Source organism: Parafrankia sp. EAN1pec, from assembly GCF_000018005.1.
Taxonomy (GTDB): Bacteria; Actinomycetota; Actinomycetes; order Frankiales; family Frankiaceae; genus Parafrankia; species Parafrankia soli.
In genome coordinates, this window is the sequence record NC_009921.1 from 4,089,883 (window position 1) to 4,116,712 (window position 26,830).

Consider the following 26,830-nt stretch of genomic DNA (forward strand, 5'->3'; position numbering starts at 1 on the left):
CGACCGCTAAAAGCCCGCTAATTCCGTGATTTCTCGGCGTGCTGCCGGAGGATAATCCTGCTCGCGTCCCACGATGGCCGAGGTGTCAGTCCGGGTAGTGGCAGGCGACCTGGTGATCGGGAACGACCATCCGTAGGGCCGGTTGTTCCGCCGCGCACCGGGGGCGGGCGCGGGGGCAGCGGGTGCGGAACCGGCAGCCGCTCGGTGGCCGCAGCGGTGAGGGGAGCTCGCCCGGTTCCGGCACGTCGGTCTCCTCCGCCGCACCGTCGAGCGAGGGGACGGCCTCGAGCAGCATGCGGGTGTAGGGATGCCGGGGCCGGGCGTAAAGATCATCGGCCGGTGCCAGCTCGCAGATCCTGCCCAGGTACATGACCCCGACCCGGTCGCTGACCTGTCTGACGACGGCGAGGTCGTGGGCGATGAACAGGAGGCTGAGCCGGCGGTCCCTCCTGGTGTCCTCCAGCAGGTTGAGGATCTGTGCCTGCACCGAGACGTCCAGCGCCGACACCGGCTCGTCGCAGACGAGCAGCGAGGGGGAGAGCACGAGAGCGCGGGCGAGCGCGACCCGCTGGCACTGGCCGCCGGACAGCTCGGAGGGCCGCCGCCGGGCGACGGCCGCCGGGTCGAGGCCGACGGCCGACAGGGCCTCCTCGACCAGCCGGTCCCAGGGGCGCGGGAATCGGTGGACAGCCAGCCCGTCGGCGACGATCTCGCCGACGGTGCGGCGGGGGCTCAGGGAGGACGCCGGGTCCTGGAAGATCATCTGGAGGTGCGGGCGGACGCCGCGCAGCCGCCGTGCCGACAGCGCGGTCAGCTCCTGCCCGTCGAATTCGACGTGCCCGGCGGTCGGGCGGCGCAGCATCATCACGGCCCGGGCGGTCGACGACTTGCCGCAGCCGGACTCCCCGACAAGCCCGAGGGTCTCCCCGCGCCGGACGCTGAAGCTGACCCCGCTCACGGCCTGCACGGTCCCCCGGCCCGGCGCGCGGTACTCCACCACGAGGTCGCGTACCCGCAGCAGGACGTCCGGTTCGGTCAACGTGGCTCCTGCGGGACGTCCGGGCCGGGCGGCGGGCTGTCGTGGGGATGGAAGCAGGCGACCGTGTGGTGCTCGCCGGGCCTCGCGACGGTCCCGATCCCGGCAGCGATGCCGGCGGCAGCGATACCGGGGGCGGTGGCGGTGGCAGCGATGCCGGGATCGGTGACGGGCCCGAGGACGGGGTCCTCCCGCCGGCAGCGCGGCTGTGCCCGGGGGCATCGCGGCGCGAACCGGCAGCCGGGGCGAGGGTCCAGTGCCGCGGCGGGCCGGCCGGGGATCGTGGCCAGCCGGCTGTGGCCCGGCTGGTCCAGGCGGGGGATCGAGGCGAGCAGCGCGGCGGTGTAGGGGTGGTGCGGCGCACGGATGACCGCCCGCGTAGGCCCGGTCTCCACGACCCGTCCCGCGTACATCACCAGGAGCCGTTCGGTCCGACCGGCCACGAGCGCGAGGTCGTGGGTGATGAGGACCAGCCCCATGCCCGCACCGCGCCGCAGGCTGGCGAGCAGATCGAGGATCTGGCGCTGGACGGTGACGTCCAGGGCGGTGGTCGGCTCGTCGGCCAGCAGCACCCGCGGTCCGCAGGCGATGGCGAGCGCGATGCAGGCCCGCTGGCGCATCCCGCCGGACAGCTCGTGCGGGTAGCTGCGGGCGCGCCGTTCGGGGTCGGGTATGCCGACCCGGCGGAGCAGATCGACGGCCTCCTCGCGCGCGGGACGGCGGTCCATTCCACGGCGCAGCCGCAGCGTCTCGGTGAGCTGCCACCCGACCCGAGTCACGGGGTTCAGGGACGTCGCCGAGTCCTGGAACACCATCGCGATGCCGGAGCCGAGCACCTCCCGCAGTTCCTCGGGGCCGGCGGTGAGCAGGTCGCGGCCGGCGAACCACACCGAGCCGGTTGTGCGGGCGGTCGGCGGGGCCAGGCCCATCAGCGTGCGGGCCAGCATCGACTTGCCCGACCCGGACTCGCCCACGATGCCGAGGGCCTCACCGGGGGCGAGCGCGAAGGAGACCCCGTCGACGGCACGCAGCCGGCCGGCCGGCACCGGCAGCGTGGTGGTGACGTCCCGCGCGGTCAGCAGCGGGCCGGCCGGGCCCGCGGCGCCGAGTACGCCTGTGGTGCCCGGGGCGCTGGGAGCTCCCGCGGTGTCGATGGTCATCGCAGCCCCGAGGCGCGGGTGTCGAAGCGGCGGCGGGCCCGGTCCCCGACGATCGTGAATGCGGCCACGGTCAGGAACACGCAGACGGCGGGCACGAAGACCAGGAACGGCTCGCCCTGCAGGTACGGCCGGCCATCGTTGATCATTCCGCCCCAGCTCGGGGACGGCGGGGGCACTCCGAGGCCCAGGAAGCTCAGCGACGCCTCGGCCACGACCGCGAACGCCATGTACACGAAGGCGAACGGGGCCACCCGCAGGACGACCTCCGGCAGCAGGTCGCGGCGCAGGATGCGGAACGGTCCCGCGCCCAGCGCCCGCGCCGCCTCCACGTGCGGGCGGTCGACGAACGCCAGCGTGCTCGCGCGGGCCAGCCGGGCGAAGCTCGGCATCCCCACGAGTGCGAGGCCGAGGACGATGGTGCCGGTGCCGCGCCGTCCGACGGAGGCGACCGCCAGTAGCAGCACCAGGGCGGGCACCGCCAGCAGGGCGTCGAGGACCAGGCTGATCGCGGTGTCCAGCCAGCGCCGGAAGAAGCCGGCGGCGAGCCCGGCCAGCAGCCCGGCGCCCATCGCCAGCGCGGTCGATCCCACCCCGACGATGAGCGACTCCCGTGCGCCGTGGACCACCCGGGAGGCCACACTGCGACCGATGGCGTCGGTGCCCAGGAACTCCGGGGCCCAGCCGGGCGGCGTCCGCGCGTCGAGGCCGGGGACGATCGCCCCGTACGAACGCAGCGGTAGCACGTCGACGAGCGCCGCGGCGGCCACGACCAGGGTGATCCAGGCGAGGGCGAGAACGAGGGAGACGCCCCCGCCGGAGCCGGCCGGTCCGAAGGTGTCCGGGCCGGCGTCGGTCGTGGTCGTGCTGGTGACGTTCGTGCTGGTTACGGTCATGCGGGCCGCACCCGGACCCTGGGGTCGAGGTAGCCGTAGAGGACATCGGTGACGACGGTGGCCACGCAGTACACGACCGCCATGAACATCACGACGCCCTGGACCACCGGCACGTCCTTCGCGACGACGCTGGTGACGACGAGCTGGCCGATCCCGGGCAGCGCGAAGAGGACCTCCACGACCACCGCCCCGCTGATCAGCTGCCCGACGCTGAGCCCGGTCAGGGTGACCAGGGAGAACGACGAGGGCCGCAGCGCGTGCCGGAACAGGATGCGGCGGACGGGCAGCCCCCGGGAGCGGGCGGTGAGGATGAAGTCCTCCTGGAGGGTGGCGATCATGTCCGCGCGCAGCATCCGCGAGTAGGTGGGCACCAGGGCGAGGGCCAGCGTGGTCACCGGCAGGACGGCGTGCCGCAGGTTCTCGCCCAGGCCGTCCGCGGGCGCCACCCAGCCGGTGGCGGGCAGCCCGCCGACCTGCAGCGCGAGGAGATAGACCAGGAACAGCGCCAGCACGAACGGCGGGGTCGAGATCAGCGCGGAGGAGACCATCGACCAGGAACGGTCCGCCCAGCCGTCCGCCCGGTGCGCGGTGAGCACCCCGACCGGCACCGAGATGACCAGTGCCACGGCGAGGGCGAGCAGCACCAGCTCGCCGGTCACCTGCATCCGCTGCCCCACCGAGGTGAGGACGGGCTCGCCGGTCAGGTACGAGGTGCCGAAGTCGCCGCGCACCACCCCGCTCATCCAGTGCCAGTAGCGGGTGGCGAACGGGTCGTCGAGGTGCAGTGCCCGGTGGACGGCGGAGATCTGGTCGGCGCTGGCCTGATCGCCCAGCAGGGCGAAGGCGGGGTCGCCGGGGGTCAGCTCGAGCAGCAGCGAGACCCCCAGGCCGACCAGGAGCAGCACCGCGGCGGCCCGCAGCAGTCTCGGCACGACCAGCCGGACGGCCGTGCCGCCGCGGTGCTCGCTCACTGGATCACCCCGCCCCGGTGAGCCGGGTGATGTCGAGCACGCCGTCGTTGATGATCGGGAGCTTGCCCGTACCGAAGGCCGTGGACGCGTGTAGGTACTGGCCCGGCAGGCGGTACAGCGGGCCGGCCAGCGGCAGCTGTTCGGCGATGATCCGCTGCGCGGTCTCGTAGGCCCGGACCCGGACGGCCGTGTCCCGGGACTGCTGCCCCTCCCGCAGCGCGGCGTCGAGGGCCGGGTCGGAGAACTTGCCGTAGTTGCTCGGGCCGCCGGTGCCCAGGTTCAGGGCCAGCTGCGGGTAGGGGTCCACGAACCGCGGGGTGCCGGTGAGCGTGGCCTGGAAGCCGCCCTGGAGCACGGGCAGCGTCTGGGCCATCGCGTCGACCTTCACGCTGACGTTCCGGAAGCCACCGAGGCTGGACTGCACCCATTCGGCGACGTTGCTGAAGTTCAGCGGCGAGATGATGGTGAACTGCACCGGCTTGCCCGCGGCGGCGAGCTCGTCGAACAGGGCCTGGGCCTTCGCCCGGTCCGGGCGGGGCAGCGGCACGTCGCTGTGCAGCGGCGAGTCGTCGCGCAGGAAGCTGGACGGCACGGCGGCGGTCCCGTCGAACAGGGCCTTGTTCAGCGCCTGCGCGTCGAGGGCGTAGGAGACCGCCCGGCGGGCCCGGATGTCGTCGAAGGGGGCCTTGGTGATGTTGAACAGCAGGTTGAGCCCGCCGTCGCTGAACGCCTTCTCGGTGACCAGCCCGGCCGCGACCGCGGTGATGCCGGTGCGCAGGTTCGCGGAGAAGGCGATGTCCGCGCCCCCCGCGAGCAGGGTGTTGTAGCGCTGCGTCTCGTCCGGGACGGACTTGACGACGATCGTGTCGTAGTGCGCCTGGACCGACGAGGTCGGGTTGCGGACCAGAGTCAGGTGGTCGTTGCGCAGCCACTCCCGGACGGTGAAGGCCCCGGCGCCGACCGGCGCGGTCTTGAACCCGTCGCCCTTGGCGCGCAGCGCGGTGGGGGAGCCGATGAAGGTCAGCGGGGTCTGCGCGACCAGCCGGGGGAACTGGCCGTCGGCCTCCTTCAGCGTGATCCGCAGGGTTGTCGGGTCCACGATGGTGAATGACCCGATCCGCTGTGCGATCTTGGCGCTGGGTGACTTGCGGGCCGGATCGGCCAGCAGGGTCCAGTTGTCCCGGACCGCGGCGGCGTCCAGCGGGGTGCCGTCGCTGAACCGCAGCCCCTCGCGCAGCCGCAGCGTCCAGGTCAGCGAGTCGTCGGAGTCGAGGGAGGTGGCCAGGCGGTAGTCCAGCTCGGCGGCCGGGGTGATCGCGACCAGGGCGTCGTACACGGCGAGGCGCTCGATCGATCCGGAGATCATCTGTAGTCCGAAGCCGCTGTCGGTGGACAGGTCGAGTGGTTCGGCGGGCCACAGGACGGTGAGGGTCCCGCCCTGCGCCGCCGGCGCGGTCCCGTCGGCGGCGGTGGAACCGCCGCAGGCGGCGACCGTGCTGACCGCCAGCGCGGCCAGCGCGGCCGCCGCCGCGGTCCGCAACCGCCGGGCGGACCAGAATGATCGGAGGGGTCTTGGCGGGCGTCCGCGTCTCATGGCTCAACTGCTCCGGGTGCTCAAGGTGATCGTGGGTGATCTGCCGGGTGGGTGGGGCGGGTGCCCCGGCGGGCCGGGGCTCGGCGGGCCGGGGCTCAGTCGGCTCGCGGGAGGCGCCACTGTTCGGCGAGCAGCTCGTAGGAGCGGAGCCGGTCGGCCTGGGCGAAGGTCGTGGTCGTGACCAGCAGCTCGTCGGCGTCGAAGCGGTCGCGCAGCTCGCGCAGCCCGGTGGCGACGTGCTCCGCCGTCCCGACCAGCCGGCTCCGTCCCAGGTCGGCGACCAGCTCGCGGTCCGCCGGCTCCCACGGGAAGGCGGACGCCTCCTCGGGCGAGGGGAACACGGTCGGCTCGCCGACGCGGTTGGCCAGGCTCCACTGGTCGTGGCCGACGGCCGCCCGCCGGGCGGACTCGTCGTCGGGTCCGACCACCACATCCGCCGTGACGATCACGTAGGGGCGGGCCAGGGTCTCCGACGCGCGGAACGCCTTCCGGTAGGCGGCGACGGAGTCCGCCGTGGTGGACGGGCTCGCGTGGTAGTTCGTCGCGTAGGGCAGGCCCAGCCGGCCGGCGACCTCCGCGCTCTCGCCGGCGGTGCGTCCGAGAACCCAGACCGCCACCTCGGCCTGGTGGCCGGGGACGGCGTGGACCCGCAGGTCACCGGCGCGGCGGGTGCCGTCGAGCAGGGCCACCACCTCGGTCACCTGGTCGAGGTAGTCGGGGCTGTTGAGCGGGTTGAGCGGCAGCAGCAGCCGGTGCAGGGCGAACAGGTCCGAGCCGCGCAGCCGGGGGTACGGCGCGGGCGGCTCGTCCGGCTCGACGGGTCCGGCCGGTCCGGCCGGGGCGTCGCCGGTGGCCTCCGCGTCGCCGGCGACGGGCGCCGGGGGGTGCCAGCCGGCGCGGCCCAGGCCCAGGTCCAGCCGGCCCGGGTGGAGCGCGTCGAGCAGGCCCCACTCCTCCGCGACGGACAGCGCGGTGCGGTGGCCCAGCTGCAACGAGCCGGAGCCGACCCGGATGCGGGTGGTGGCGTCGGCCACCAGGGCGGTCAGCAGGGTCGAGGAGAGCCCGGCCGTGCTCGGGTTCACATGGTGCTCGGTGACCCAGTACCGGTGGTAGCCGAGCCGGTCGGTGTGCCGGGCCAGGCCGAGGCTGTTGCGCAGCGCGTCCGCGACGCTCTCGCCCGCACTGATCGGGGCGAGGTCGAGCACGCCCAGTGGCACGTCGCTCGCAGGCCGGGGTTGGGGGGCCGTACCAGTCACGGGAGTCAACCTCGCTACAGAAGGATGAACTGGTCAGTGCAGTAGAACTTATCCTCTAAACCCATCGTCTTAGTGGTAAATGTCGAGGTTGGAGGGCTGTGGCCGCCCCGGGGCCCGGCCTTCCCCAGCCCGTCGGGACCGGTCGGCCCGCCGGTGTCGTCCGCGTAGGCTGGGTCGGTGCGCAGTGCGAAGACCGCCGGCTCGGCTGGAGTCGCCGGCTCGGCTGGAGCGGCGGGGTCGGCTGGAGCGGCGGGCTCGGCTGGAACTGTCGGCACACGGGGCAGGATCGACAAGCGGCAGGCGATCCTGGACGCCGCCTTCACCGTCTTCGCCCGCGAGGGCTACTCGCAGGCGAGCATCGACATGATCGCCTCCGAGGCCGGCGTGGCGAAGCCGACGATCTACAACCATCTCGGCGGCAAGGAGAACCTGTTCCGGCACGCGATGGCGGCCGCCGCGGACCGGACCACGGCCAAGACCCTCGCCATCGTCGGCCGGCTCACCGTCGACGTGGCCGACCTGCCCGTCGCGTTCACCGACGTCGGCCGCGCGCTGCTGGAGTGCTACTGCGCCGCCGACTCCTGGGCGCTGCGCCGCCTGCTGCACGCCGAGATCGTCCGGTTCCCGGACCTGTTCGACATGATCGGCGCCAACGGGCCGAACCAGGTGGGAGAGGCCCTCGCCGACCGGCTGGCCCGGCTCGCCCTCGCCGGCCGGCTGCGGCTGACCGATCCGGTGGAGGCGGCCGAGCACTTCCTCGCGCTGCTCACCGGCCCGGTCGCGCACCGCTCCGCGCTGGGTACCCGCACGTTCGACGACACCCAGATCCAGCACACCGCGCGGGCCGCGACCGCGACCTTCCTGCGCGCCTTCGCCGCCACGGGCCCGGCGGCGAAGGCCCCGGCGAGCGAGTAGCGGCTCACCGGGCCGCGGGCAGGGCCGGCGGCGGCAGCGCGGCCGGGGCCGACCCCGGCACCGGGAGACGGGGCAGCACCTCGGCGGCGAACCGCTCCCGGGAGCGCCGGCTGACCCGAAGGTCGAGATACCCGAAGGCGAAGCTGGCGATGACGTAGGTGATGCCCGTCTCGGCCAGGGCCAGGAACTGCTCGAGCACCTCCGACGCGGACCCGGTGATGAGGACCTCGCGCGCCTTCTCCTCCATCGCGGGATCCGGCCGCTCGGGAGCGGGAGCGGCGCCCGCCACCGGGCCCGTCCCCTCCGTCAGCGCGGCCGAGGTCTGCAACTGGCGGGCGATCTCCCGGACGACCGCCGCCCGGCCCTCCTCGTCGCCCAGGTACACGAACCGGTTGACCTGGAACTCACGCCCGGCCGGCAGCCCGCCGGCCTCCTCGATCCAGCGCCGGCGCTCCACGACCTGCGGGAACGTCGTGCCGGCGGGCAGCATGAAGTGGAAGCCCCGGTCCGCGGCGAAGCGCAGCGACTCCGGGCTGGTGGCCGACGTCCAGATCGGCGGGTGGGGCCGCTGGGTCGGGCGGGGCAGCAGGGTGACCGGCGTGTCGATCCGGTGGAAGCGGCCCGCGAACCGCTCGTCGTGGCCGGTGAACAGCTGCTGGAGGAGGTCGACCGCCTCGGTGAAGGCGGCCCGGCTGTCCGCCGGGTCCCGGCCGAACCCGTGGAACTCGTGCGGCTGGTACCCGCGGCCGATGCCGACGTCGAGCCGCCCACCGGACAGCGCGTCCAGGGTGAGCAGGTCGGCGGCCAGCCGCACCGGGTCCCAGAAGGGCAGCACCAGGATCGACGTGCCCAGCCGGAGCGTGGGCGCGACGACCGCCGCCTGTGCCAGCAGGAGCAGCGGCGACGAGGTCAGGCTGTAGGTGGAGAAGTGGTGCTCGGTGACCCAGATGCCGGCGAAGCCCGCGGCCTGCGCCCACCGGGCGTCGTGCAGGAAGTCGGCGTAGAGGGCCCGGGCGGTCGGGGCGTCGCCCGCCGGGGCCATGTTCAGATATCCCAGTCCGACGCGCATGCCGCGATGGTCCCGGCGGAGTCTGACGGCCGGCTTGTCCCGCGCTAAAGCGCACGGTGGACGGCGCCCGCCCCCTCGAAGGGGCCGGGCGCGGCAAGCCGGGCTTTAGAAACCGCCCGCACGCTTGATCCCGGATGACAGGACGGCCGACCCCGCCGTTCTCGGGCAGGACACGTCGTCGGGAGAGGTAAGTCGATGGTGGAGACGGTCGGCGACACGCGGCTCGGCATCAGCATTCCGGAACAGGACGATCCCCGCGGCCCCGCACGGCGGCTCGCCGCGCTTTTCGACCCCGGGGCCTTCACCCCCGCGCCGGGGGGCGTGGTGTCGCGGGTCCTGGTCGGGCGGGGCACCCTCGGCACCGTCCCGGCGATCGCGTTCTGCACGGACGGCACCACCATGGGCGGCGCGCTCGGCGGTGCCGGTCTGGGGGAGGGCGTCGAGGCCCTGGACGGCATCGGGCAGATCTTCGCCGCCACCGTGCGGGCCTCCGGCCGGATACCGCAGATCTCGGTGGTGCTGGGGCCGGCAGCCGGGGGCGCCGCCTACGGCCCGGCGCTCACCGACGTGGTGATCATGGCGCCGGCGGGGCGGGTCCCGCACGGCGACATCCCGCTGTGATGGCACAGCCGCCCCCGGACCGCGGCGGACGAGGCCCGGGAGGTGATGCCGGCGCGGGAAGGGATGCTGACAGCGGACGGCTGCGCCGGGCGTGGGGCCGGGTGGCGCGCGCGGTCGCCGCCGAATGGGAGGCCATCGGGGTTACCGGGGCGTTCCTCGCCTCCGGCTGGTGGGTCGGCCCGCCCGACAGCCCGTCCGGCCCGGCTCCCGGCCCGCCGCCACCCGTGGCCGGGCCCGGCGACGCCCACGACGGCACCAACGGCCGGTGGCCGTCCACCGGTGGCTTTAGCGCTGATTAACCGGGGCTACCCATGATCATGCCCCGCGTGGCGTGAGGGCCGCGCCTGGACGTCAGGGGCCAAGTCATGAGCAGCAACCAAGCGGTCGTGGCGACTCCGCCCGCCTTTCCCATGGACCGTGGATGTCCTTACCACCCGCCGGCCGGGTACGCGCAGCTCCAGCAGGACGGGCCGATCACCCGGGCGACGCTGTTCGACGGCCGGGAGGTGTGGGTGGTCACCGGCTACGAGGAGGCCCGCCGGCTCCTCGTCGACCCGCGGCTGTCCTCGGACCGTTCCCGGCCCGACTTCCCGGTGCTGGTGCCGCGGATGGCCGCGGCCAAGCTCGTCGCGCTCGTCGGGATGGACCCGCCGGAGCACGACATCCAGCGCCGCATGCTGATCGGCAGCTTCACCGTGCGGCGGGCGAACGCGCTGCGGCCGGACATCGAACGGATCGTCGGCGGGCGCGTCGACGCCCTGCTCGCGCACGAGCCGGGCGAGGTCGTCGACCTCGTGCCCGAGTTCGCGTTGCCGATCCCGTCCACCGTGATCTGCGAGCTGCTCGGCGTGCCCTACGGCGACCACGAGTTCTTCGAGGAGCAGACCCGGCGGATGGTGATCGCGACCAGCACGGCGGCCGAGGCCGCGGCCGCGTCGCGGGCCCTGGTCGACTACTTCGACGAGCTGATCGCCAGGAAGCGGGAGCGGCCCGGGGAGGGGCTGCTCGACGAGCTGATCGCCGAGCGGCTCGTCACCGGCCAGATCGGGCAGGACGATCTCGCGTCGATGGCGATGTTCCTGCTCGTCGCCGGGCACGAGACGACCGCGAACATGCTCGGGCTGAGCGTGCTGGCGCTGCTGGAACACCCGGACCAGCGGGCCCGGCTGATCGAGGACCCGGCCGGGCGGGCCGCCGGCGCGACCGAGGAGCTGCTGCGCTTCCTGTCGGTGGCCGACGAGATCCAGCGGATCGCCGCCGCCGACATCGAGGTCGCCGGGGTCGTCATCCGGGCCGGTGACGGGGTGTACCTGCCGACGGCGGCGGCGAACCGGACCGCGGCGACGTTCCCCGACCCCGACGCCCTCGACATCGGCCGGGTCCCGCGGGGACATCTCGCCTTCGGCTACGGCATCCACCAGTGCATCGGGCAGAACCTGGCCCGGGTGGAGCTGGAGATCGGCCTGCGCGAGCTGTTCGGCCGCATCCCGACGCTGCGGCTGGCCGAGCCGGTCGAGGCGCTCGGGGCGAAGCCCGGCGGCTCGGTGCAGGGCGTCTACCGGCTGCCCGTCGTCTGGTAGCTCCTGATCGGCCCCGGCCTTCGAAGGCCGGGGCCGATCACGCGTCCGCGGGCGGGGCAGGTCAGGCGACCAGGCTCTCCTCGAGGAACCGGACGACCGCCGTCGGTGTCGGGTGGTCGTAGAGCAGCACCGCCGGCAGCGTCAGGCCGGTCGCCTCGCACAGCCGGTTGCGCACCTCGAGGGCGGTGAAGGACGAGAACCCGATCTCCAGGAAGTTGTCGTCCGCCCCGATGGAGTCCGGATCGGGATGGCCGAGCACCTCGGCGGCGTGCTCACGGACCAGGGCGAGCAGCACCTCCCCACGGTCCGCGGCGACCGGCGGGTCGGCCTGGTCGGCCTGGTCGGCCGCGGGGACCTCAGCCACCTCGGCCGTCACGGGCCGCGGGCCCGCGGGGGCGGCGACGACCTCGGCGGGCCACCAGTAACGGCGGTGCTCGAAGGGATAGGTGGGCAGGTGCGGCGGCGGGCCGGCCGCCGGGCCGAACCAGGCATCCCAGCGGACGTCCGCGCCGCGCACATGCCGCCAGACCAGGGCGGTGGCGAGCACCTGCTCCTCCGGTCGGTCCCGGACCAGGGCGGGCACCGCCACCACCTGGCCCGCGCCCGCCGCGCCGGCGCCCACCGGGAGGCAGTCGGCCACCATCGGGGTGAGCACCGCGTCCGGGCCGACCTCGAGGAAGGTGGTGGCGCCGGCGGCGTGCAGCGTGGCCACGGCGTCGGCGAAGCGCACCGGCGAGCGCAGCTGGCGCACCCAGTAGTCGGGGTCGCGCAGCTCCTCGAAGCTCGCCGGCCGTCCGGTCAGCTCGGAGACGACGTCCAGGACCGGCGGCTGGAAGCGCAGCCCGGCGACGACCTCGCGGAACGGGGCCAGCGCCCCGTCCATGTGCGCGGAGTGGAAGGCGTGGCTGACCCGCAGCGTGCGGGTCCGCCCACCGCGGGCGGCGACGGCCGCCGTGACCCGGGCGACCGCCGCCGCGTCCCCGGAGACGACGACGGCCCGCGGGCCGTTGACGGCCGCCAGCGAGACCTGGCCGTCCTGCCCGTCCTGCGCGGCGAGCAGTGGCTCGATCTCGTCCGCGGTCGCCTCGCAGGCGGCCATCAGCCCGCCGGTGGGCTGGGCCTGCATGAGGCGGCCGCGGGCGGCGACGAGCGCGGCGGCGTCGGCCAGCGAGAGCAGGCCGGCCACGTGCCCGGCGGTCAGCCCGCCGAGCGAGTGCCCGGCGACCAGGTCCGGTTCCGGCCCGAGATCGACCAGCAGCCGGTACAGCGCCGTCTCCAGCGCGAACAGGGCCGGCTGGGCGTACTCGGTGCGGTCGAGCAGCGCCGCCTCGTCAGTGCCCGGCTCGGTGAACATCAGGTCGGGCAGCCGCCGGTCGAGCAGCGGCTCGAACGCCGCGAAGACCTCGTCGAGCGCGGCGGCGAACACCGGCCGGTTGGCGTAGAGGTGCCGGCCCATGCCTGGCCGCTGGCTGCCCTGGCCCGTGAACAGGAACGCCGTCCGGCCGCCCGGGCCGCCGGGCGCGACCAGCCCGCCGGGCCGGCCGCCCGCCAGCGCGGCGAGCGCCTCCAGCCGCCTGCGGTTGGACCCGGGCAGCACGGCCGCCCGGTGCGGGTGGGCGGTGCGCCCGACGGCCAGCACCCGCCCGACCTCGGCCGGGTCGAGACCGGGGTCGGCGTCCAGCCGTTCGTGCAGCCGGCCGGCCGCGGCCCGCAGCGCCGCCTCGGTCCGTCCCGACAGCACCCACGGAGCCGCCGCCGGGTCGGCCGCCGGCGGCCGCGTGTCGCCCGTCCCGGCGGCCGGGCCGGCCTGGCCGCCCGTGGCCGGCTCGTCGGAGTCGAGCCCGGGCTCGGTCTCCGCGGCGGGCTCGTCGGACGCGGGCGGCTCCTCCAGGACGAGGTGGGCGTTGGTGCCGCTGATCCCGAACGAGGAGACCGCCGCCCGGCGCGGCCGGTCGCCGCGCTGCCACCGGCGGGCCTCGGTGAGCAGCTGGACGTCGCCGCCGGCCCAGTCGACGTGCGGCGTCGGCTCGTCGACGTGCAGGGTGCGCGGCAGCCGGTCGTGCCGCATGGCCAGGATCATCTTGATCACCCCGGCGATGCCGGCGGCGGCCTGGGTGTGGCCGATGTTGGACTTCAGGCTCCCCAGCCACAGCGGCTCGCCGGCCGGCCGGCCCTGCCCGTAGGTGGCCAGCAGCGCCTGCGCCTCGATCGGGTCGCCGAGCCGGGTGCCCGTCCCGTGCGCCTCCACCACGTCGACCTGCTGCGGGGCCAGCCGCGCGTCGGCCAGCGCCTGGCGGATCACCCGCTCCTGGCTGACGCCGTTCGGCGCGGTCAGCCCGTTGCTGGCCCCGTCGGAGTTCACCGCCGAGCCGCGCAGCACCGCCAGGATGCGCCGGCCGGCCCGGCGGGCGTCGGAGAGCCGCTCCAGCGCCACCAGCCCGACGCCCTCGGCGAAGCCGGTGCCGTCCGCCGCCGCAGCGAAGGCCTTGCAGCGGCCGTCCGGTGACAGCCCGCGCTGCCGGCTGAACTCGACCAGCAGCACCGGGGTCGCCATCACCGTCACCCCGCCGGCGAGCGCCAGGTCGCACTCGCCGCGCTGCAGCGCCCGCGCCGCCAGGTGCATCGCTACCAGCGACGAGGAGCAGGCGGTGTCCAGGGTGAGGGCCGGTCCCTCCAGCCCGAGGTGGTAGGCCACCCGCCCGGACGCGACGCTCGTCGCGTTCCCCGTCATCAGGTGGCCCTCGAACGAGGCTGGCACCCGCTCCGGCGGCGGCACGTACGCCTGGGACACCACCCCGGCGTACACGCCCGTCCGGGTGCCGTGCAGCGAGTCCGGGGCGATCCCGGCGTACTCGAGGGTCTCGTAGGCGACCTCGAGCAGCTGCCGGTGCTGCGGGTCGCTGGCGGTCGCCTCGCGCGGGCCGATGCCGAAGAACGGCGCGTCGAAGCCGCCCGCGTCGGCGAGGAACCCACCCTCGCGGGCGTAGGTGGTGCCCGGCCGGTCGGGATCGGGGTCGTAGAGCCGCTCCGGATCCCAGCCGCGGTCGGTGGGCAGGTCCGCGATGGCGTCCCGCTCCTCGTCGAGCAGCCGCCACAGCGCCTCCGGGGAGTCGACACCGCCCGGCAGGCGGCAGCCCATGCCCACGATCGCGATCGGCTCGTGCACCCGCGCGTCCAGCTCCCGGATCCGGCGCCGGGCCTGGCGCAGGTCGGCGGTGGCCCGCCGCAGATAGTCGCGCAGCCGGTCCTCGGTGCTCGCCACAGCCTGGTCAGTCATCTGTCTCGCACTCCCCTGTCACACCTGATTGGCTGTCACACCTGTCTGGCTGGTATGGGACGGCGGATCCGGTCACGGCGCGTCCAGCTCCTCGTCGAGCGCGCGGAAGAGCTCCTCGTCGGTGGCGTCGGCGAGCTCCGCCAGCTCGTCCGCCGACGACGGCTGGGCCGGGACGGCCGATCCGGCCGGGGAGCCGGCCGCGACCGCCTCCTCCCATCGCCACAGGGCGTCGCGCAGCCGGTCGCGGATCGCGCCGAACTCGGGGCCGTCCACCGACACCTCGGCGAGCAGCCGGTCGAGTTCGGCGGCGGTGTCGTCCGGAGCCAGCAGCGACAGCAGCCGGGCCGCGAGCGCCGCCGGGGTCGGGAAGTCGAACGCCAGGGTCGTCGGCAGCCGCAGCCCGGTCGCCGCGCCGAGCCGGTTGCGTAGCTCGACGGACGTCAGGGAGTCGAAGCCGATGTCCTTGAGGGCCTGGTCGGGGGCGATGTCCTCGACCCCCGCGTGACCCAGCACCGCCGCCATCTGCTCGCGGACCAGGGCGAACAGATGCCGCTCCCGCTCGACGCCCCGCAGCCCGCGCAGCCGCTCGGCCAGGCCACCCGGCGCGGTCGGCTCCACCGTGGTCGCGCCCGCCGCGCGGCGGACCACCGGCCCGCGGACCAGCGCGCGCAGCACCGCGGGCAGCCCGCCGGTCTGCGCCTGCCGGTGCAGCGCGGCGAGGTCCAGCGGGGCCGGCGCCAGCAGCGGCGGGCCGGCCGTCAGCGCCGCGTCGAAGAGCGCCATGCCCGCCTCCGTCGACATCGGCACCAGCCCGCCGCGGGCGATACGGGCCAGGTCCGCCTCGTCCAGGTGGCCGGTCATCCCGCTGGCCGACTGCCACAGGCCCCAGGCCAGCGAGACCGCGGGGCGCCCGGCCGCCCGCCGGTGCGCGGCGAGCGCGTCGAGGAAGACGTTCGCTGCCGCGTAGTTCGCCTGCCCGGCCCCGCCGAGCAGGCCCGACGCCGAGGAGAACAGCACGAACTCGGCGAGGTCGGCGTCGCGGGTCAGTTCGTGCAGGTTCCACGCCGCGCGGACCTTGGGGCGCAGCACCGCGTCGACCTTCTCCGGGGTCAGCGAGGTGAGCACGCCGTCGTCGAGCAGCCCGGCGGCGTGGATCACCGAGGTCAGCGGATGCGCCGGGTCGACGGAGGCCAGCAGGCCGGCCAGCGCGTCCCGGTCGGCGGCGTCGCACGCCTCGACCCGCACGGTCGCACCGGGCCCGGCGAGCTCGGTGAGCTCGCCGGCCAGCTCCGCCGCGCCGGGGGCCTGCGCGCCCCGACGGCTGGTCAGCAGCAGGTGGCGCACGCCGCGCGCGGTCACCAGATGCCGGGCGAGCGCCGCGCCGAGGGTGCCCGTGCCACCGGTGAGCAGCACCGTCCCGGCCCGCTCGGCGGCCCGCTCACCGGTGGGTTCGCCCAGGTCGGGCCGTTCCCCCTCCCCGACCGCGGCCGGGATGGTGAGCACGACCTTGCCGACCTGCCGGGCCTTCGAGAAGTGCCGGAACGCGGCCGGTGCCGAGCGGACGTCCCAGGTGGTCACCGGCAGCGGGCGCAGCGGCCCGCCGGCGAGCAGGTCGAGGGCACCGGCCAGCGACCGTCCCACCTGGTCGGGATCCATGTCGAGCAGCTCGAACGCCTGGTAACGCACGCCCGGGTGGGTGGCGGCCACCTCGGCGGGGTCCCGCGGGTCCGCGATGCCCATCTCCACGAAACGCCCGCCCTGGGGCAGCAGCCGCAGCGAGGCGTCCAGGAACGGGCCGGTGAGCGAGTTGAGCACGACGTCGACCCCCGCGCCGCCGGTGGCGTCCAGGAACGCCGCCTCGAAGTCGGTGGTGCGCGAGGAGGCGATCCGCTCCGCCGGCACGCCCAGGGCCCGCAGCGCCCCCCACTTCGCCGGGCTGGCGGTCGCGAAGACCTCCGCGCCCAGGTGGCGGGCCACCTGCAGGGCCGCCAGGCCCACCCCGCCGGTCGCCGCGTGGACCAGCACCCGCTCACCCGGGCGGACCCGGGCCAGCTCCACCAGGCTGTAGTAGGCGGTGGTGAACACCGCCGGCACTCCGGCGGCCTCGGCGAACGACCAGCCGGCGGGGATCGGCGCGAGCAGCCGCGCGTCCGCCACCGCCAGCGGGCCGAGGGCGCCGGGCACCAGCCCGAGCACCCGGTCCCCGACGGAGAGCCCCGGGGAGAGCCCGCTTGCCTGCGGGCCGACCTCCAGCACCACTCCGGCGGCCTCGGTGCCCAGCGGGGCGCCCACGGGCACCATGCCGAGAGCGGTGAGCACGTCCCGGAAGTTCAGCCCGGCGGCGCGCACCGCCAGCCGGACCTGCCCGGCCCCCAGCGGAGCGCGGGCCGCCGGGAACGGGGCGAGGAACAGGTCGTCGGGTGACCCGCCGGGTGTCTCCACCCGCCAGGCCGGCTCGTCCGGCGGCGGTGTGAGCGCCCCGCCGGCGGCGCGGCGGACCAGCCGGGGCACCAGCGCCACCCCGTCGCGCAGGGCGAACTGGGGCTCGCCGGTGGCGAGCGCGCCGGGCAGCGCCGCCAGCGACGCGGCGGTGCCGTCGACGTCGGCGATGACGATCCGGTCCGGGTTCTCCGTCGCCGCGGAGCGCAGCAGGCCCCACAGTGGCGCGGCGGTGAGCTCTGTCGGGTCGCCGGGGCGGGCGGCCACTGCGCGCCGGGTGAGCACCACCAGCCGCGCCTGGGGCCGGTCGTCCTGGCCGAGCCAGTCGCGCACCCGGCCCAGCAGCGCCAGCACCCCGGCGCCGACGGCGCCGGGCAGGTCCGTGCCGGGCAGGTCGGGGCTGGGATCGCGGTCCGCGTCCGTGTCCACGCCTGCGCCCGCGGCGGCGTCCGCCGGGCCGGGCGGGGCCCACCAGGGCAGCAGGGTCAGCTCCGCCTCGCCGCCGCCGGGGGCGCCGAGCGCCAGCTGAAGGTCGAGCTCCCGGTCCAGCTCCAGGTGGGAGCTCAGGTCCGACCGCGGCTCCCCGCCGGGAGCGCCGGCGGACGGCCCGCCCGGCGCCGCGGCCAGCCGGTAGGGCGGCGGCGCGACCGCCGCGAGCGGCGGGAGCTCCTGCCATTCGAGCTCGTACAGCCCCTCGGAGCCGCCCCGGCCGGGCGCCGACGGCAGGCTCGCCGGGTCCACCGGCCGCAGGGTCAGCTGGTCCACCCGGGCGACCGGTGCCCCCGTCTGGTCGGCCAGCGTCACCGTCACGGTGTCCCGCTCACCGGGCCCCGGCGCGACGGTGACCCGCAGCTCGGTGGCGCCGGCCGCCGCCAGCGTGATCCCGGACCAGGCGAACGGCAGCAGCACCCCGGAGCCCAGGAAGCCACCCAGGCCCATCGCGTGCAGCGCCGCGTCGAACAGCGCCGGGTGCACCGCGAACCGCGCCGCGTCGACGTGGTGCTCGGGCCCGAGGACGACCGACGCGTACACGGTGTCACCGTCGCGCCAGGCCGCGCGCAGATTCTGGAAGGCCGGCCCGTACTCGTAGCCGAGCTCGGCGAGCTGGTCGTAGAGGCCCTCGACCGATACCGGGGTGGCCTGCGGCGGCGGCCAGGCGCTGACGCCCCGCGGCGGGATGGCTGTCGGCGCCGCCGCGGCCAGCACGCCCGCGGCATGGCGGGTCCAGGGGTCCTCGGCGCCCGGGCGGGAGTGGACCGTCACCCGGCGCCGGCCCTGGTCGTCCGCGGCCTCGACCCGGGCCTGCAGCCGCACGCCGCCCCGCTCCGGCAGGAGCAGCGGCGCCTCCAGCGTCAGCTCCTCGATCCCGGCGGCGCCGGTGTGCAGGGCCGCCTGGAAGACGAGTTCGAGCTGCGCGGTGGCCGGCAGCAGCACCGTTCCGCGCACCGCGTGGTCGGCGAGCCAGGGGTGGGAGCGCAGGGAGAGCCGGCCGGTGAGCAGCAGGCCGTCGCCGTCTGCGAGCTCGGTGACGGCGCTGACGAAGCCGTGCCCCGCGGTGTCCCCGTCGCCGTCCGGCCCGATCGCGGGTCCTTCCAGCCAGTAGCGGTGGTGTTGGAAGGGGTAGGTGGGCAGGGGTGTGGGGGGTGTGGGGGGTGGGGGTGTGTGCCAGGTGGGGGTGTGGCCGTGGGTGTGGAGGTGGGCGAGGGCGGTGTGGAAGGTGTGGAGGGTGCCGTGGTCGCGGCGGAGGGTTCCGGTGACGGTGATGGCGGGTCGTTCGGTGGGGTGTTCCGCGGTGCCGTTCTGGTTGGTGTTTTGGGTGCTGTTCTTGTCTGTGTTGGTGGGTGGGTTTTCGAGGGTTTCGGTGATGGTGGTGGTGAGGACGGGGTGGGGGCTGGTTTCGATGTAGGTGGTGTGGCCGTTGTGGTGGAGGGTGGTGATGGCTTGGTGGAATTGGACGGGGTTTCTGAGGTTTTGGTACCAGTATTCGGGGGTGAGTTGGGTGGTGTCGAGGTAGGTGTTGGTGAGGGTGGAGTAGAAGGGGATGGTGGCGGGGGTGGGGGTGATGTGGGCGAGTGCGGTGGTGAGGGTGGTGTGGAGGGGTTCGATGTGGGGGGTGTGGGAGGCGTAGTCGACGGGGATCTGGCGGGCTTGGATGTTGTTTTGCTGGCAGTGTTCGAGGAGTTCGGTGATGGATTGGGGGTTGCCGGCGACGATGGTGTGGGTGGGGCTGTTGTGGGCGGCGATGTGGAGGTCGGGGTGGGTGTCGAGGAGGGGTTGGAGGGCGTGGGCGGGCAGGGTGATGGAGGCCATGGTGCCGGTGCCGGTGAGGGTGGTGAGGGCGGTGGCGCGCAGGGCGACGATGGTGGCGGCGTCGGTGAGGGTGAGGGCGCCGGCGATGTGGGCGGCGGCGATTTCGCCTTGGCTGTGGCCGAGGACGGTGTCGGGGTGGATGCCGTGGTGTTGCCAGAGTTGGGCGAGGCTGGTCATGACGGCGAAGAGGGCGGGTTGGACGTAGGTGACGGTGTTGGGTGGTGGGGTGGGTGAGGTGAGGGTGTGGAGGAGGTCGTAGTCGAGGTGGGGGTTGAGGGCGTTGGTGGCGGTGGTGAGGTGGTGGGCGAAGGTGGGTGAGGTGGTGTAGAGGTGGCGGGCCATGCCGTGCCATTGGCTGCCTTGGCCGGGGAAGACGAAGACGGTTTTGCCGGGGGTGGTGGTGTGGCTTTGGGTGAGGTTGGGGTGTGGTTGGTGGTGGGTGAGGGCGGTGAGGGTGTCGCGGAGTTCGGTGGTGTTGGTGGCGCTGGTGATGATGGCGGCGCGGTGTTGGTGGTGGGTTCTGCCGTGGGTGAGGGTGTGGGTGAGCTGGTGGGGGGTGGTGTTCGGGTGGTGGGTGAGGTAGGTGTTGAGGTTTGTGGCCTGGTCGTGGAGGGCTTGTTCGGTGTGCCCCGACAAAAGAATCGGAACCGGGCCGTCCGTCGTTTCCTCCGCCGGTGTCGCGGCCGGTGCCTCCTCGAGAATCACGTGGGCGTTGGTGCCGCTCATGCCGAATCCGGAGACACCGGCGCGGCGGGGCCGGTCTCCCGGTTCCCAGGGCCGCTTCTCGGTGAGCAGGGCGACGTTTCCGGCCTGCCAGTCGACGTGCGGGGTGGGTTCGTCGACATGCAGGGTGCGCGGCAGCTCGCCGTGGTGGAACGCCTGGATGATCTTGATGATGCTGCCGACCCCGGCGGCCGCCTGGGTGTGGCCGATGTTGGACTTGAGGCTGCCCAGCCAGAGCGGCTGATCGTCGGGCCGGTCCTGCCCGTAGGTGGCGAGGATGGCCTGGGCTTCGATGGGGTCGCCGAGGCGGGTGCCGGTGCCGTGCGCCTCGACGGCGTCGACGTCGGCGGGGTTGAGGCCGGCGTCGGTGAGGGCCTGGCGGATCACCCGCTGCTGGGAGGGGCCGTTGGGTGCGGTGAGGCCGTTGCTGGCGCCGTCCTGGTTGGTCGCCGTGCCGCGGACCAGCGCGAGGATCGGGTGGTTGTTGCGGCGGGCGTCGGAGAGCCGCTCCACGAGCAGCAGCCCCACCCCCTCACCGAACGCCGTGCCGTCGGCGGCCGCGGCGAACGGCTTGCAGCGCGAGTCCGGAGCCAGCCCGCGCTGCCGGCTGAAACCGACGAAGATGTCCGGGTTGGCCAGCGTGGTCGCGCCGCCGGCCAAGGCCAGGTCGCACTCGCCACGGCGCAGCGACTGCACCGCCAGGTGCAGGGCGACCAGGGAGGAGGAGCAGGCGGTGTCGACGGTGACCGCCGGGCCCTCCAGCCCCAGGGTGTAGGCGATGCGCCCGGAGGCGATGCTGCCCGCGCTGCCGATGCCCAGGTAGCCCTCCATGTCGGCAGGCAGCCGCACCCGGGAGCCGTAGTCGGTGTAGACGACGCCCGCGAACACGCCGGTGCGTGAGCCGCGCAGCGAGTCGGGGGCGATGCCGGCCCGTTCGAACGCCTCCCAGGACGTCTCCAGCAGCAGCCGCTGCTGCGGGTCCATCGCCGTCGCCTCACGCGGGGAGATCCCGAAGAACGCCGGGTCGAACTGGTCGACGTCGTGCAGGAACCCGCCCTCCCGCGCGTAGGAGGTGCCGGGGTGCGCGGGGTCCGGATCGAACAGGACGTCCAGATCCCACCCGCGGTTGTCCGGGAACGGCGAGATGACGTCGAGCTCTTGCTCGACCACCCGCCACAGGTCCTCCGGCGTACGTACCCCACCGGGGTAACGGCAGGCCATCGCCACGATCGCGATCGGCTCACCGTCGTCCCCGGCCCGCCCCCGGGCCACGGACCGCCCGTCCTCGGGGACCAGGCCCAGCAGCTGCGAGCGCAGGTGGTCGGCGAGCACCTCCCCGGAGGGATAGTCGAACAGCAGCGTGCTCGGCAGGCTCAGCCCGGTCGCCGCGGCCAGCCGGTTGCGCAGCTCCACCGCGGTGAGCGAGTCGAACCCGAGATCCTTGAAGGCCCGGGTGACGTCGACCCCCGCCCCGTCGGTGTGGCCGAGGATGGCGGCCGCGGTGGCCCGGATCAGCCCGAGCAGCACCGCCCGCTGCTCATCCTCGGGCCGGCCGACCAGCGAGGCGACCAGCCGGCCCGCCCCCTGGCCGGCCGCGGGCGTGCGCGCACCGCGCACCAGCGAACGCAGCACTGCGGGCAGCAGACCGGCCGCGGCGGCCGGGCGCAGCGCGGCGTGGTCCAGCCGCGCGGCGACCAGCGCGGCCGGCCGGGCCTGCCGCACCAGTGTGAACAGGTCACCCGCCTGGGCGGAGTCGAACGGCACCAGACCCGCGGCAGCCCCTGCGTCCCCTGCGTCCCCGGCGTCACCGGTGACGCCGGTGCTGGTGGTGCTGGCGGTGTCGCCGGTCGCGCGCGGACCGAGCGCCAGCGAGACCCCCACGAGCCCGAGCGAGCGTCGCTGCCGCGCGAGCCCGTCGAGGACGGCCCCGATCGCGGCCCGGGCGGCCGTCCCGACGCCGCCGAGGGTGCCGGCGACATCCGGGGCGACGAGAACCAGCCAGTCCAGGTCGAGGCCCAGGGTGGCCTCGTGCAGGTTGCGGGCCGCGGCGGTCGCCGTGTCCACCGCCGCGGTGAACGTCGCCGTCCTCGTCGTCTCCAGCGCGGCGACCGGGGGCGCGGCCGCCACGTGCAGCACCGCGCGCACCGGGCTCGCGTCGCTCACCAGAGCGAGCGCGGCGGTGAGCGCCTCCCGGTCGCTCGCGTCGCCCTCGGCCACGAGCACGTCCGCGCCCAGCGCGGCCAGCTCCTCGGCCAGGCCGTCGTCGGCGCCGAGCAGCAGCAGGCGAGCCCCGTACTCCTCCGCGGCGAGACGCCGCGCGAGCACCCCCGCCAGCGGGCCGCCGCCGGCCACGAGCACGGTGTCGCCGATGAACACGGTGTCGCCGGCGGGGACGGTCCCCTCGGTGGAGACAGTCCCGTCGGTGGTCCCGTCGGCGGGGATGGTGAGGTCCGCGGGGGCCACGCGGGTGAGGCGGGGGCGGTGGGCTACCCCGCCGCGCAGGGCCAGCTGGGGCTCGCCGGTGGCGAGCGCGGCGGGCAGCGCGGCGAGCGAGGCGTCCTGGCCGTCGAGGTCGACGATGGTGATCCGGCCCGGGTGCTCCGTCTGGGCGGCGCGGACGAGCCCCCAGACCGCGGCGGCCTCCAGGCCCGGCGGGTCCGGTGTGTCGTCCGGCCCGGTGGCGACGGCGCGGGTGGTCAGCACGAGCAGGCGGCCGCCCTCGGTCACCGGGTCGGTCAGCCAGGAACGCAGCGCGTCGAACGCCGCCCCCGTGCTGCTGACGGGGAGCAGGGTCACCTCGGGGCCCAGCGGCTCCCGGGCCGTGTCGTCAGCCGGGATACCGGTCGGGTCGTCGCCCGAACCGCCGGCCGGGGCGTCCGCGCCGCCCAGGACCCGGGTGAGCCGTGCGAGCAGGTCCGCCACGGCGGAGCGGTCCTCGTCGGCGGTGGGGAGGAGAAGATGGGGCGACCAGCGCTGCGCTGTGGCGGACTCCCGAACCGGGGGCTCGAGCACCGGCCAGTCCAGGGTGAGTACCCAGTCCGCCCGGGCCGCCTCCAGGCCGCCGGTGGGGGCGCCGAGGTCCCGGGGATCAAGGGGACGCAGCCGTACGTCCGCGATGCTCGCGACGGCGGTGCCGGAGGGGGTGAACAGATCCACCGCCCAGCCGCGGCCCGGCCCGGCCGGGTCCGGAGCGCCCGGCGCGAGGCGTACCCGCAGCGGGGAGGAGCTCGCGGTGTGCAGAGTCGCTCCGCGCCAGGTCAGCGGCAGCGCTCCGGAGCCGTTCCCGGCGGTGTCGCCACTGGCCTGACGGGCGTGGTCGGCGGCAGGGCCGAGGCCGGCCTGCAGGGGGCTCAACGCGGCGGTCAGCGCGGCCGGGTGCAGGCCGAAGCGGCCCGGCTCGCCCGCGCCGTCCTCGGCGAGCTCGACCTCGGCGAACAGCTCCTCGTCGCGTTGCCACAGCCGGTGCGGGCCGTCCAGGGCCGGGCCGGGCTCGAGGCCGAGCGTGGTGAGATGGGCGTCGAGATCGTCCAGCGCGATCTCCTCGGCACCCGCGGGCGGCCAGCTCTCCGGCGCCGGGGTGGCCCCGGGCAGCACCGGCACCGCCGGTGCCAGCACGCCGACGGCGTGTGTCGTCCAGGGGCGGTTGAGCTGCTCGCCGAGGTCGTCGTCCTCCCCGGCCGCGGCGGTGCCGTCGGCGGCCCGAGCGGACGGCTGGTCGGGGCGGGCGCGCACGGTGAAGGGGCGCCGGGAGTCGTCCCGCTCGGCCTCGACGATGAGCTGCAGGTCGACCCCGTCCGCGGCCGGCAGCACGACGGGTGTGCTGATCGTCAGCTCCTCGACGTCGAGTCCGCCGAGCAGCCTGGCCGCGTGGAAGGCCAGGTCCAGGGTCGCGGCCGGCGGCAGAACAGCCGTGCCGGCGACGGTGTGCCCGGCCAGGAGGCTGTGGGTGCGGGCGGAGACCCGACCGGTGAGCAGCAGGCCCTGGCCGTTGCCGAGTGTGGTGGCCGCGCGCAGCACCGGGTGCCCGGTCGCCTGCAGGCCGAGGCCGTCCGCGTCGCCGGGAGGGGTCGCGTCCTCCAGCCAGTAGCGGTGGTGTTGGAAGGGGTAGGTGGGCAGGGGTGTGGGGGGTGTGGGGGGTGGGGGTGTGTGCCAGGTGGGGGTGTGGCCGTGGGTGTGGAGGTGGGCGAGGGCGGTGTGGAAGGTGTGGAGGGTGCCGTGGTCGCGGCGGAGGGTTCCGGTGACGGTGATGGCGGGTCGTTCGGTGGGGTGTTCCGCGGTGCCGTTCTGGTTGGTGTTTTGGGTGCTGTTCTTGTCTGTGTTGGTGGGTGGGTTTTCGAGGGTTTCGGTGATGGTGGTGGTGAGGACGGGGTGGGGGCTGGTTTCGATGTAGGTGGTGTGGCCGTTGTGGTGGAGGGTGGTGATGGCTTGGTGGAATTGGACGGGGTTTCTGAGGTTTTGGTACCAGTATTCGGGGGTGAGTTGGGTGGTGTCGAGGTAGGTGTTGGTGAGGGTGGAGTAGAAGGGGATGGTGGCGGGGGTGGGGGTGATGTGGGCGAGTGCGGTGGTGAGGGTGGTGTGGAGGGGTTCGATGTGGGGGGTGTGGGAGGCGTAGTCGACGGGGATCTGGCGGGCTTGGATGTTGTTTTGCTGGCAGTGTTCGAGGAGTTCGGTGATGGATTGGGGGTTGCCGGCGACGATGGTGTGGGTGGGGCTGTTGTGGGCGGCGATGTGGAGGTCGGGGTGGGTGTCGAGGAGGGGTTGGAGGGCGTGGGCGGGCAGGGTGATGGAGGCCATGGTGCCGGTGCCGGTGAGGGTGGTGAGGGCGGTGGCGCGCAGGGCGACGATGGTGGCGGCGTCGGTGAGGGTGAGGGCGCCGGCGATGTGGGCGGCGGCGATTTCGCCTTGGCTGTGGCCGAGGACGGTGTCGGGGTGGATGCCGTGGTGTTGCCAGAGTTGGGCGAGGCTGGTCATGACGGCGAAGAGGGCGGGTTGGACGTAGGTGACGGTGTTGGGTGGTGGGGTGGGTGAGGTGAGGGTGTGGAGGAGGTCGTAGTCGAGGTGGGGGTTGAGGGCGTTGGTGGCGGTGGTGAGGTGGTGGGCGAAGGTGGGTGAGGTGGTGTAGAGGTGGCGGGCCATGCCGTGCCATTGGCTGCCTTGGCCGGGGAAGACGAAGACGGTTTTGCCGGGGGTGGTGGTGTGGCTTTGGGTGAGGTTGGGGTGTGGTTGGTGGTGGGTGAGGGCGGTGAGGGTGTCGCGGAGTTCGGTGGTGTTGGTGGCGCTGGTGATGATGGCGGCGCGGTGTTGGTGGTGGGTTCTGCCGTGGGTGAGGGTGTGGGTGAGCTGGTGGGGGGTGGTGTTCGGGTGGTGGGTGAGGTAGGTGTTGAGGTTTGTGGCCTGGTCGTGGAGGGCTTGTTCGGTGTGCCCCGACAAAAGAATCGGAACCGGCGTTTCCCGCTCCACCGGGGCGGCGGCCGTCGGAGCCGTTTCGGCCGGCGCTGAACCGGCCTCACCCGAGGAGTTGTCGTCGGTCTCCCGGGCGGCTTCCTCGAGAATCACGTGGGCGTTGGTGCCGCTGATGCCGAAGGAGGAGACGGCGGCGCGGCGGGGGGTGTCGCGGGATTCCCAGGGCCGGTTCTCGGTGAGCAGTCGGACGTTTCCGCTGTCCCAGTCGACGTGCGGGGTGGGTTCGTCGACGTGCAGAGTGCGCGGCAACTCGTCGTGATGAAGGGCCTGGATGATTTTTATGATGCCGGCGGCGCCGGCGGCGGCCTGGGTGTGGCCGATGTTGGACTTCAGGCTCCCAAGCCACAGGGGCTGGTCGTCGGGTCGGTTCTGGCCGTAGGTGGCGAGGAGGGCCTGGGCTTCGATGGGGTCGCCGAGGCGGGTGCCGGTGCCGTGCGCCTCGACGGCGTCCACATCGGCTGTGTTCAGGCCGGCGTCCGCGAGGGCCTGCCGGATCACCCGCTGCTGGGCCGGGCCGTTCGGTGCCGAGAGCTGGCCGCTGGTGCCGTCCTGGTTCACGGCGGAGCCGCGCACGACCGCGAGCACCGGGTGGTTGTTGCGGCGGGCGTCGGAGAGCCGTTCCACCAGCAGCAGCCCCACCCCCTCACCCCAGCCGGTGCCGTCGGCGGTGGCGGCGAACGCCTTGCACCGCCCGTCCGGGGAGAGTCCGCGCTGCCGGCTGAACTCGACGAACAGCCCGGGGGTCGCGATCACGGTGGCGCCGCCGGCCAGGGCCAGGTCGCATTCGCCGCGGCGCAGCGACTGCACCGCCAGGTGCAGGGCGACCAGGGAGGAGGAGCAGGCGGTGTCGACCGTGACCGCCGGGCCCTCCAGCCCGAACGTGTAGGAGATCCGCCCGGAGGCCACGGACCCGGCGCTGCCGATGCCGATGTACCCCTCCAGGCCGTCCGGTGCCTGCCTGATCCTGCCGCCGTAGTCGCTGTACATCACCCCGGCGAACACGCCGGTGCGTGAGCCGCGCAGCGAGTCCGGTGCGATGCCGGCCCGTTCGAACGCCTCCCAGGACGTCTCCAGCAGCAGTCGCTGCTGCGGGTCCATCGCGGTCGCCTCCCGCGGGGAGATCCCGAAGAACGCCGGGTCGAACAGGTCGGCGTCGTGCAGGAACCCGCCCTCCCGCGCGTAGGTGTGGCCCACCCGCTCCGGGTCCGGGTCGAACAGGCCGGGCACGTCCCAGCCGCGGTTCTCCGGGAAGGACGAGATCGCGTCGGTGCCCGACCGCGCCACCCGCCACAGGTCCTCCGGTGTGCGGACCCCGCCGGGGTAACGGCAGGCCGTCCCGACGATCGCGATCGGCTCCGTGCGCTCGGCCTCCAGCTCGGACAGCCGCGCCCGGGTGCTGAGCAGATCGCTCGTCACCCGCTTCAGGTAGTCCCGCAGGCGGCTCTCGGTGCCGGCGGTCGTCTCGTTCGTCATGCGACGTCACCTCTGTGCGTCCGGCGGGCGAGGGGCCGCCCGGGGCTGGT

Annotated in this window: 12 protein-coding genes and 1 pseudogene; 4 read left to right on the forward strand and 9 right to left on the reverse strand. The window is 74.6% G+C overall.

From position 1 onward, the window contains the following. Nucleotides 1-85: 85 nt before the first annotated feature. The 6 genes from FRANEAN1_RS16725 to FRANEAN1_RS16750 form a co-directional block, all read right to left on the reverse strand. Complete coding sequence (locus FRANEAN1_RS16725; RefSeq protein WP_020461002.1) at nt 86-1,039, reverse strand: ABC transporter ATP-binding protein; 954 nt, start codon at nt 1,037-1,039, stop codon at nt 86-88. Beyond that, nucleotides 1,036-2,196, reverse strand: a complete 1,161-nt coding sequence (locus FRANEAN1_RS16730; protein WP_020461003.1) for an ABC transporter ATP-binding protein — start codon at nt 2,194-2,196, stop codon at nt 1,036-1,038. Before FRANEAN1_RS16730 ends, FRANEAN1_RS16725 begins: the two co-directional genes overlap by 4 nt. After that, nucleotides 2,193-3,089: an ABC transporter permease gene (locus FRANEAN1_RS16735; RefSeq protein ID WP_020461004.1), complete on the reverse strand. Its 897-nt coding sequence runs from the start codon at nt 3,087-3,089 to the stop codon at nt 2,193-2,195. Before FRANEAN1_RS16735 ends, FRANEAN1_RS16730 begins: the two co-directional genes overlap by 4 nt. Further along, complete coding sequence (locus FRANEAN1_RS16740) at nt 3,086-4,060, reverse strand: ABC transporter permease (protein ID WP_020461005.1); 975 nt, start codon at nt 4,058-4,060, stop codon at nt 3,086-3,088. The genes FRANEAN1_RS16735 and FRANEAN1_RS16740 overlap by 4 nt, the downstream gene beginning before the upstream one ends. Before the next feature lie 4 nt (nt 4,061-4,064). Next, nucleotides 4,065-5,600 carry an ABC transporter substrate-binding protein gene (locus FRANEAN1_RS16745; RefSeq protein WP_041254284.1) on the reverse strand — a complete coding sequence of 512 codons (1,536 nt, stop codon included), beginning with the start codon at nt 5,598-5,600 and terminating at the stop codon, nt 4,065-4,067. A 149-nt stretch (nt 5,601-5,749) separates the two neighbouring features. Further along, on the reverse strand, nt 5,750-6,910 hold the full coding sequence (locus FRANEAN1_RS16750; RefSeq protein ID WP_020461007.1) for an LLM class flavin-dependent oxidoreductase: 1,161 nt from the start codon (nt 6,908-6,910) through the stop codon (nt 5,750-5,752). A gap of 285 nt (nt 6,911-7,195) precedes the next feature. Between FRANEAN1_RS16750 and FRANEAN1_RS16755 the strand changes: the two genes are divergently transcribed. Then, on the forward strand, nt 7,196-7,825 hold the full coding sequence (locus tag FRANEAN1_RS16755) for a TetR/AcrR family transcriptional regulator (RefSeq protein ID WP_063748394.1): 630 nt from the start codon (nt 7,196-7,198) through the stop codon (nt 7,823-7,825). Nucleotides 7,826-7,829: 4 nt separating this feature from the next. On the opposite strand, the gene FRANEAN1_RS16760 is transcribed toward FRANEAN1_RS16755, so the two are convergent. After that, nucleotides 7,830-8,894, reverse strand: coding sequence for an LLM class flavin-dependent oxidoreductase (locus FRANEAN1_RS16760; RefSeq protein ID WP_020461009.1), 1,065 nt, complete (start codon nt 8,892-8,894; stop codon nt 7,830-7,832). Between the two features lie 195 nt (nt 8,895-9,089). Between FRANEAN1_RS16760 and FRANEAN1_RS16765 the strand changes: the two are divergent. The 3 genes and pseudogenes from FRANEAN1_RS16765 to FRANEAN1_RS16775 all read left to right on the forward strand — a co-directional run. Further along, nucleotides 9,090-9,491 (forward strand): annotated as a pseudogene (locus FRANEAN1_RS16765) (carboxyl transferase domain-containing protein); the annotation flags it as partial. 125 nt (nt 9,492-9,616) lie between these two features. Then, nucleotides 9,617-9,814, forward strand: coding sequence for a hypothetical protein (locus FRANEAN1_RS16770; RefSeq protein ID WP_041254286.1), 198 nt, complete (start codon nt 9,617-9,619; stop codon nt 9,812-9,814). A 66-nt stretch (nt 9,815-9,880) separates the two neighbouring features. Beyond that, nucleotides 9,881-11,095 (forward strand): cytochrome P450, encoded by a 1,215-nt coding sequence (locus FRANEAN1_RS16775; protein WP_020461012.1) that lies wholly within the window; start codon nt 9,881-9,883, stop codon nt 11,093-11,095. A gap of 61 nt (nt 11,096-11,156) precedes the next feature. On the opposite strand, the gene FRANEAN1_RS16780 is transcribed toward FRANEAN1_RS16775, so the two are convergent. After that, entirely contained in the window at nt 11,157-14,372 is a 3,216-nt protein-coding gene (locus tag FRANEAN1_RS16780; protein WP_020461013.1) for a type I polyketide synthase, read from the reverse strand. A 72-nt stretch (nt 14,373-14,444) separates the two neighbouring features. Beyond that, nucleotides 14,445-26,780: a type I polyketide synthase gene (locus FRANEAN1_RS43535; protein ID WP_020461014.1), complete on the reverse strand. Its 12,336-nt coding sequence runs from the start codon at nt 26,778-26,780 to the stop codon at nt 14,445-14,447. Between the last annotated feature and the right edge of the window lie 50 nt (nt 26,781-26,830).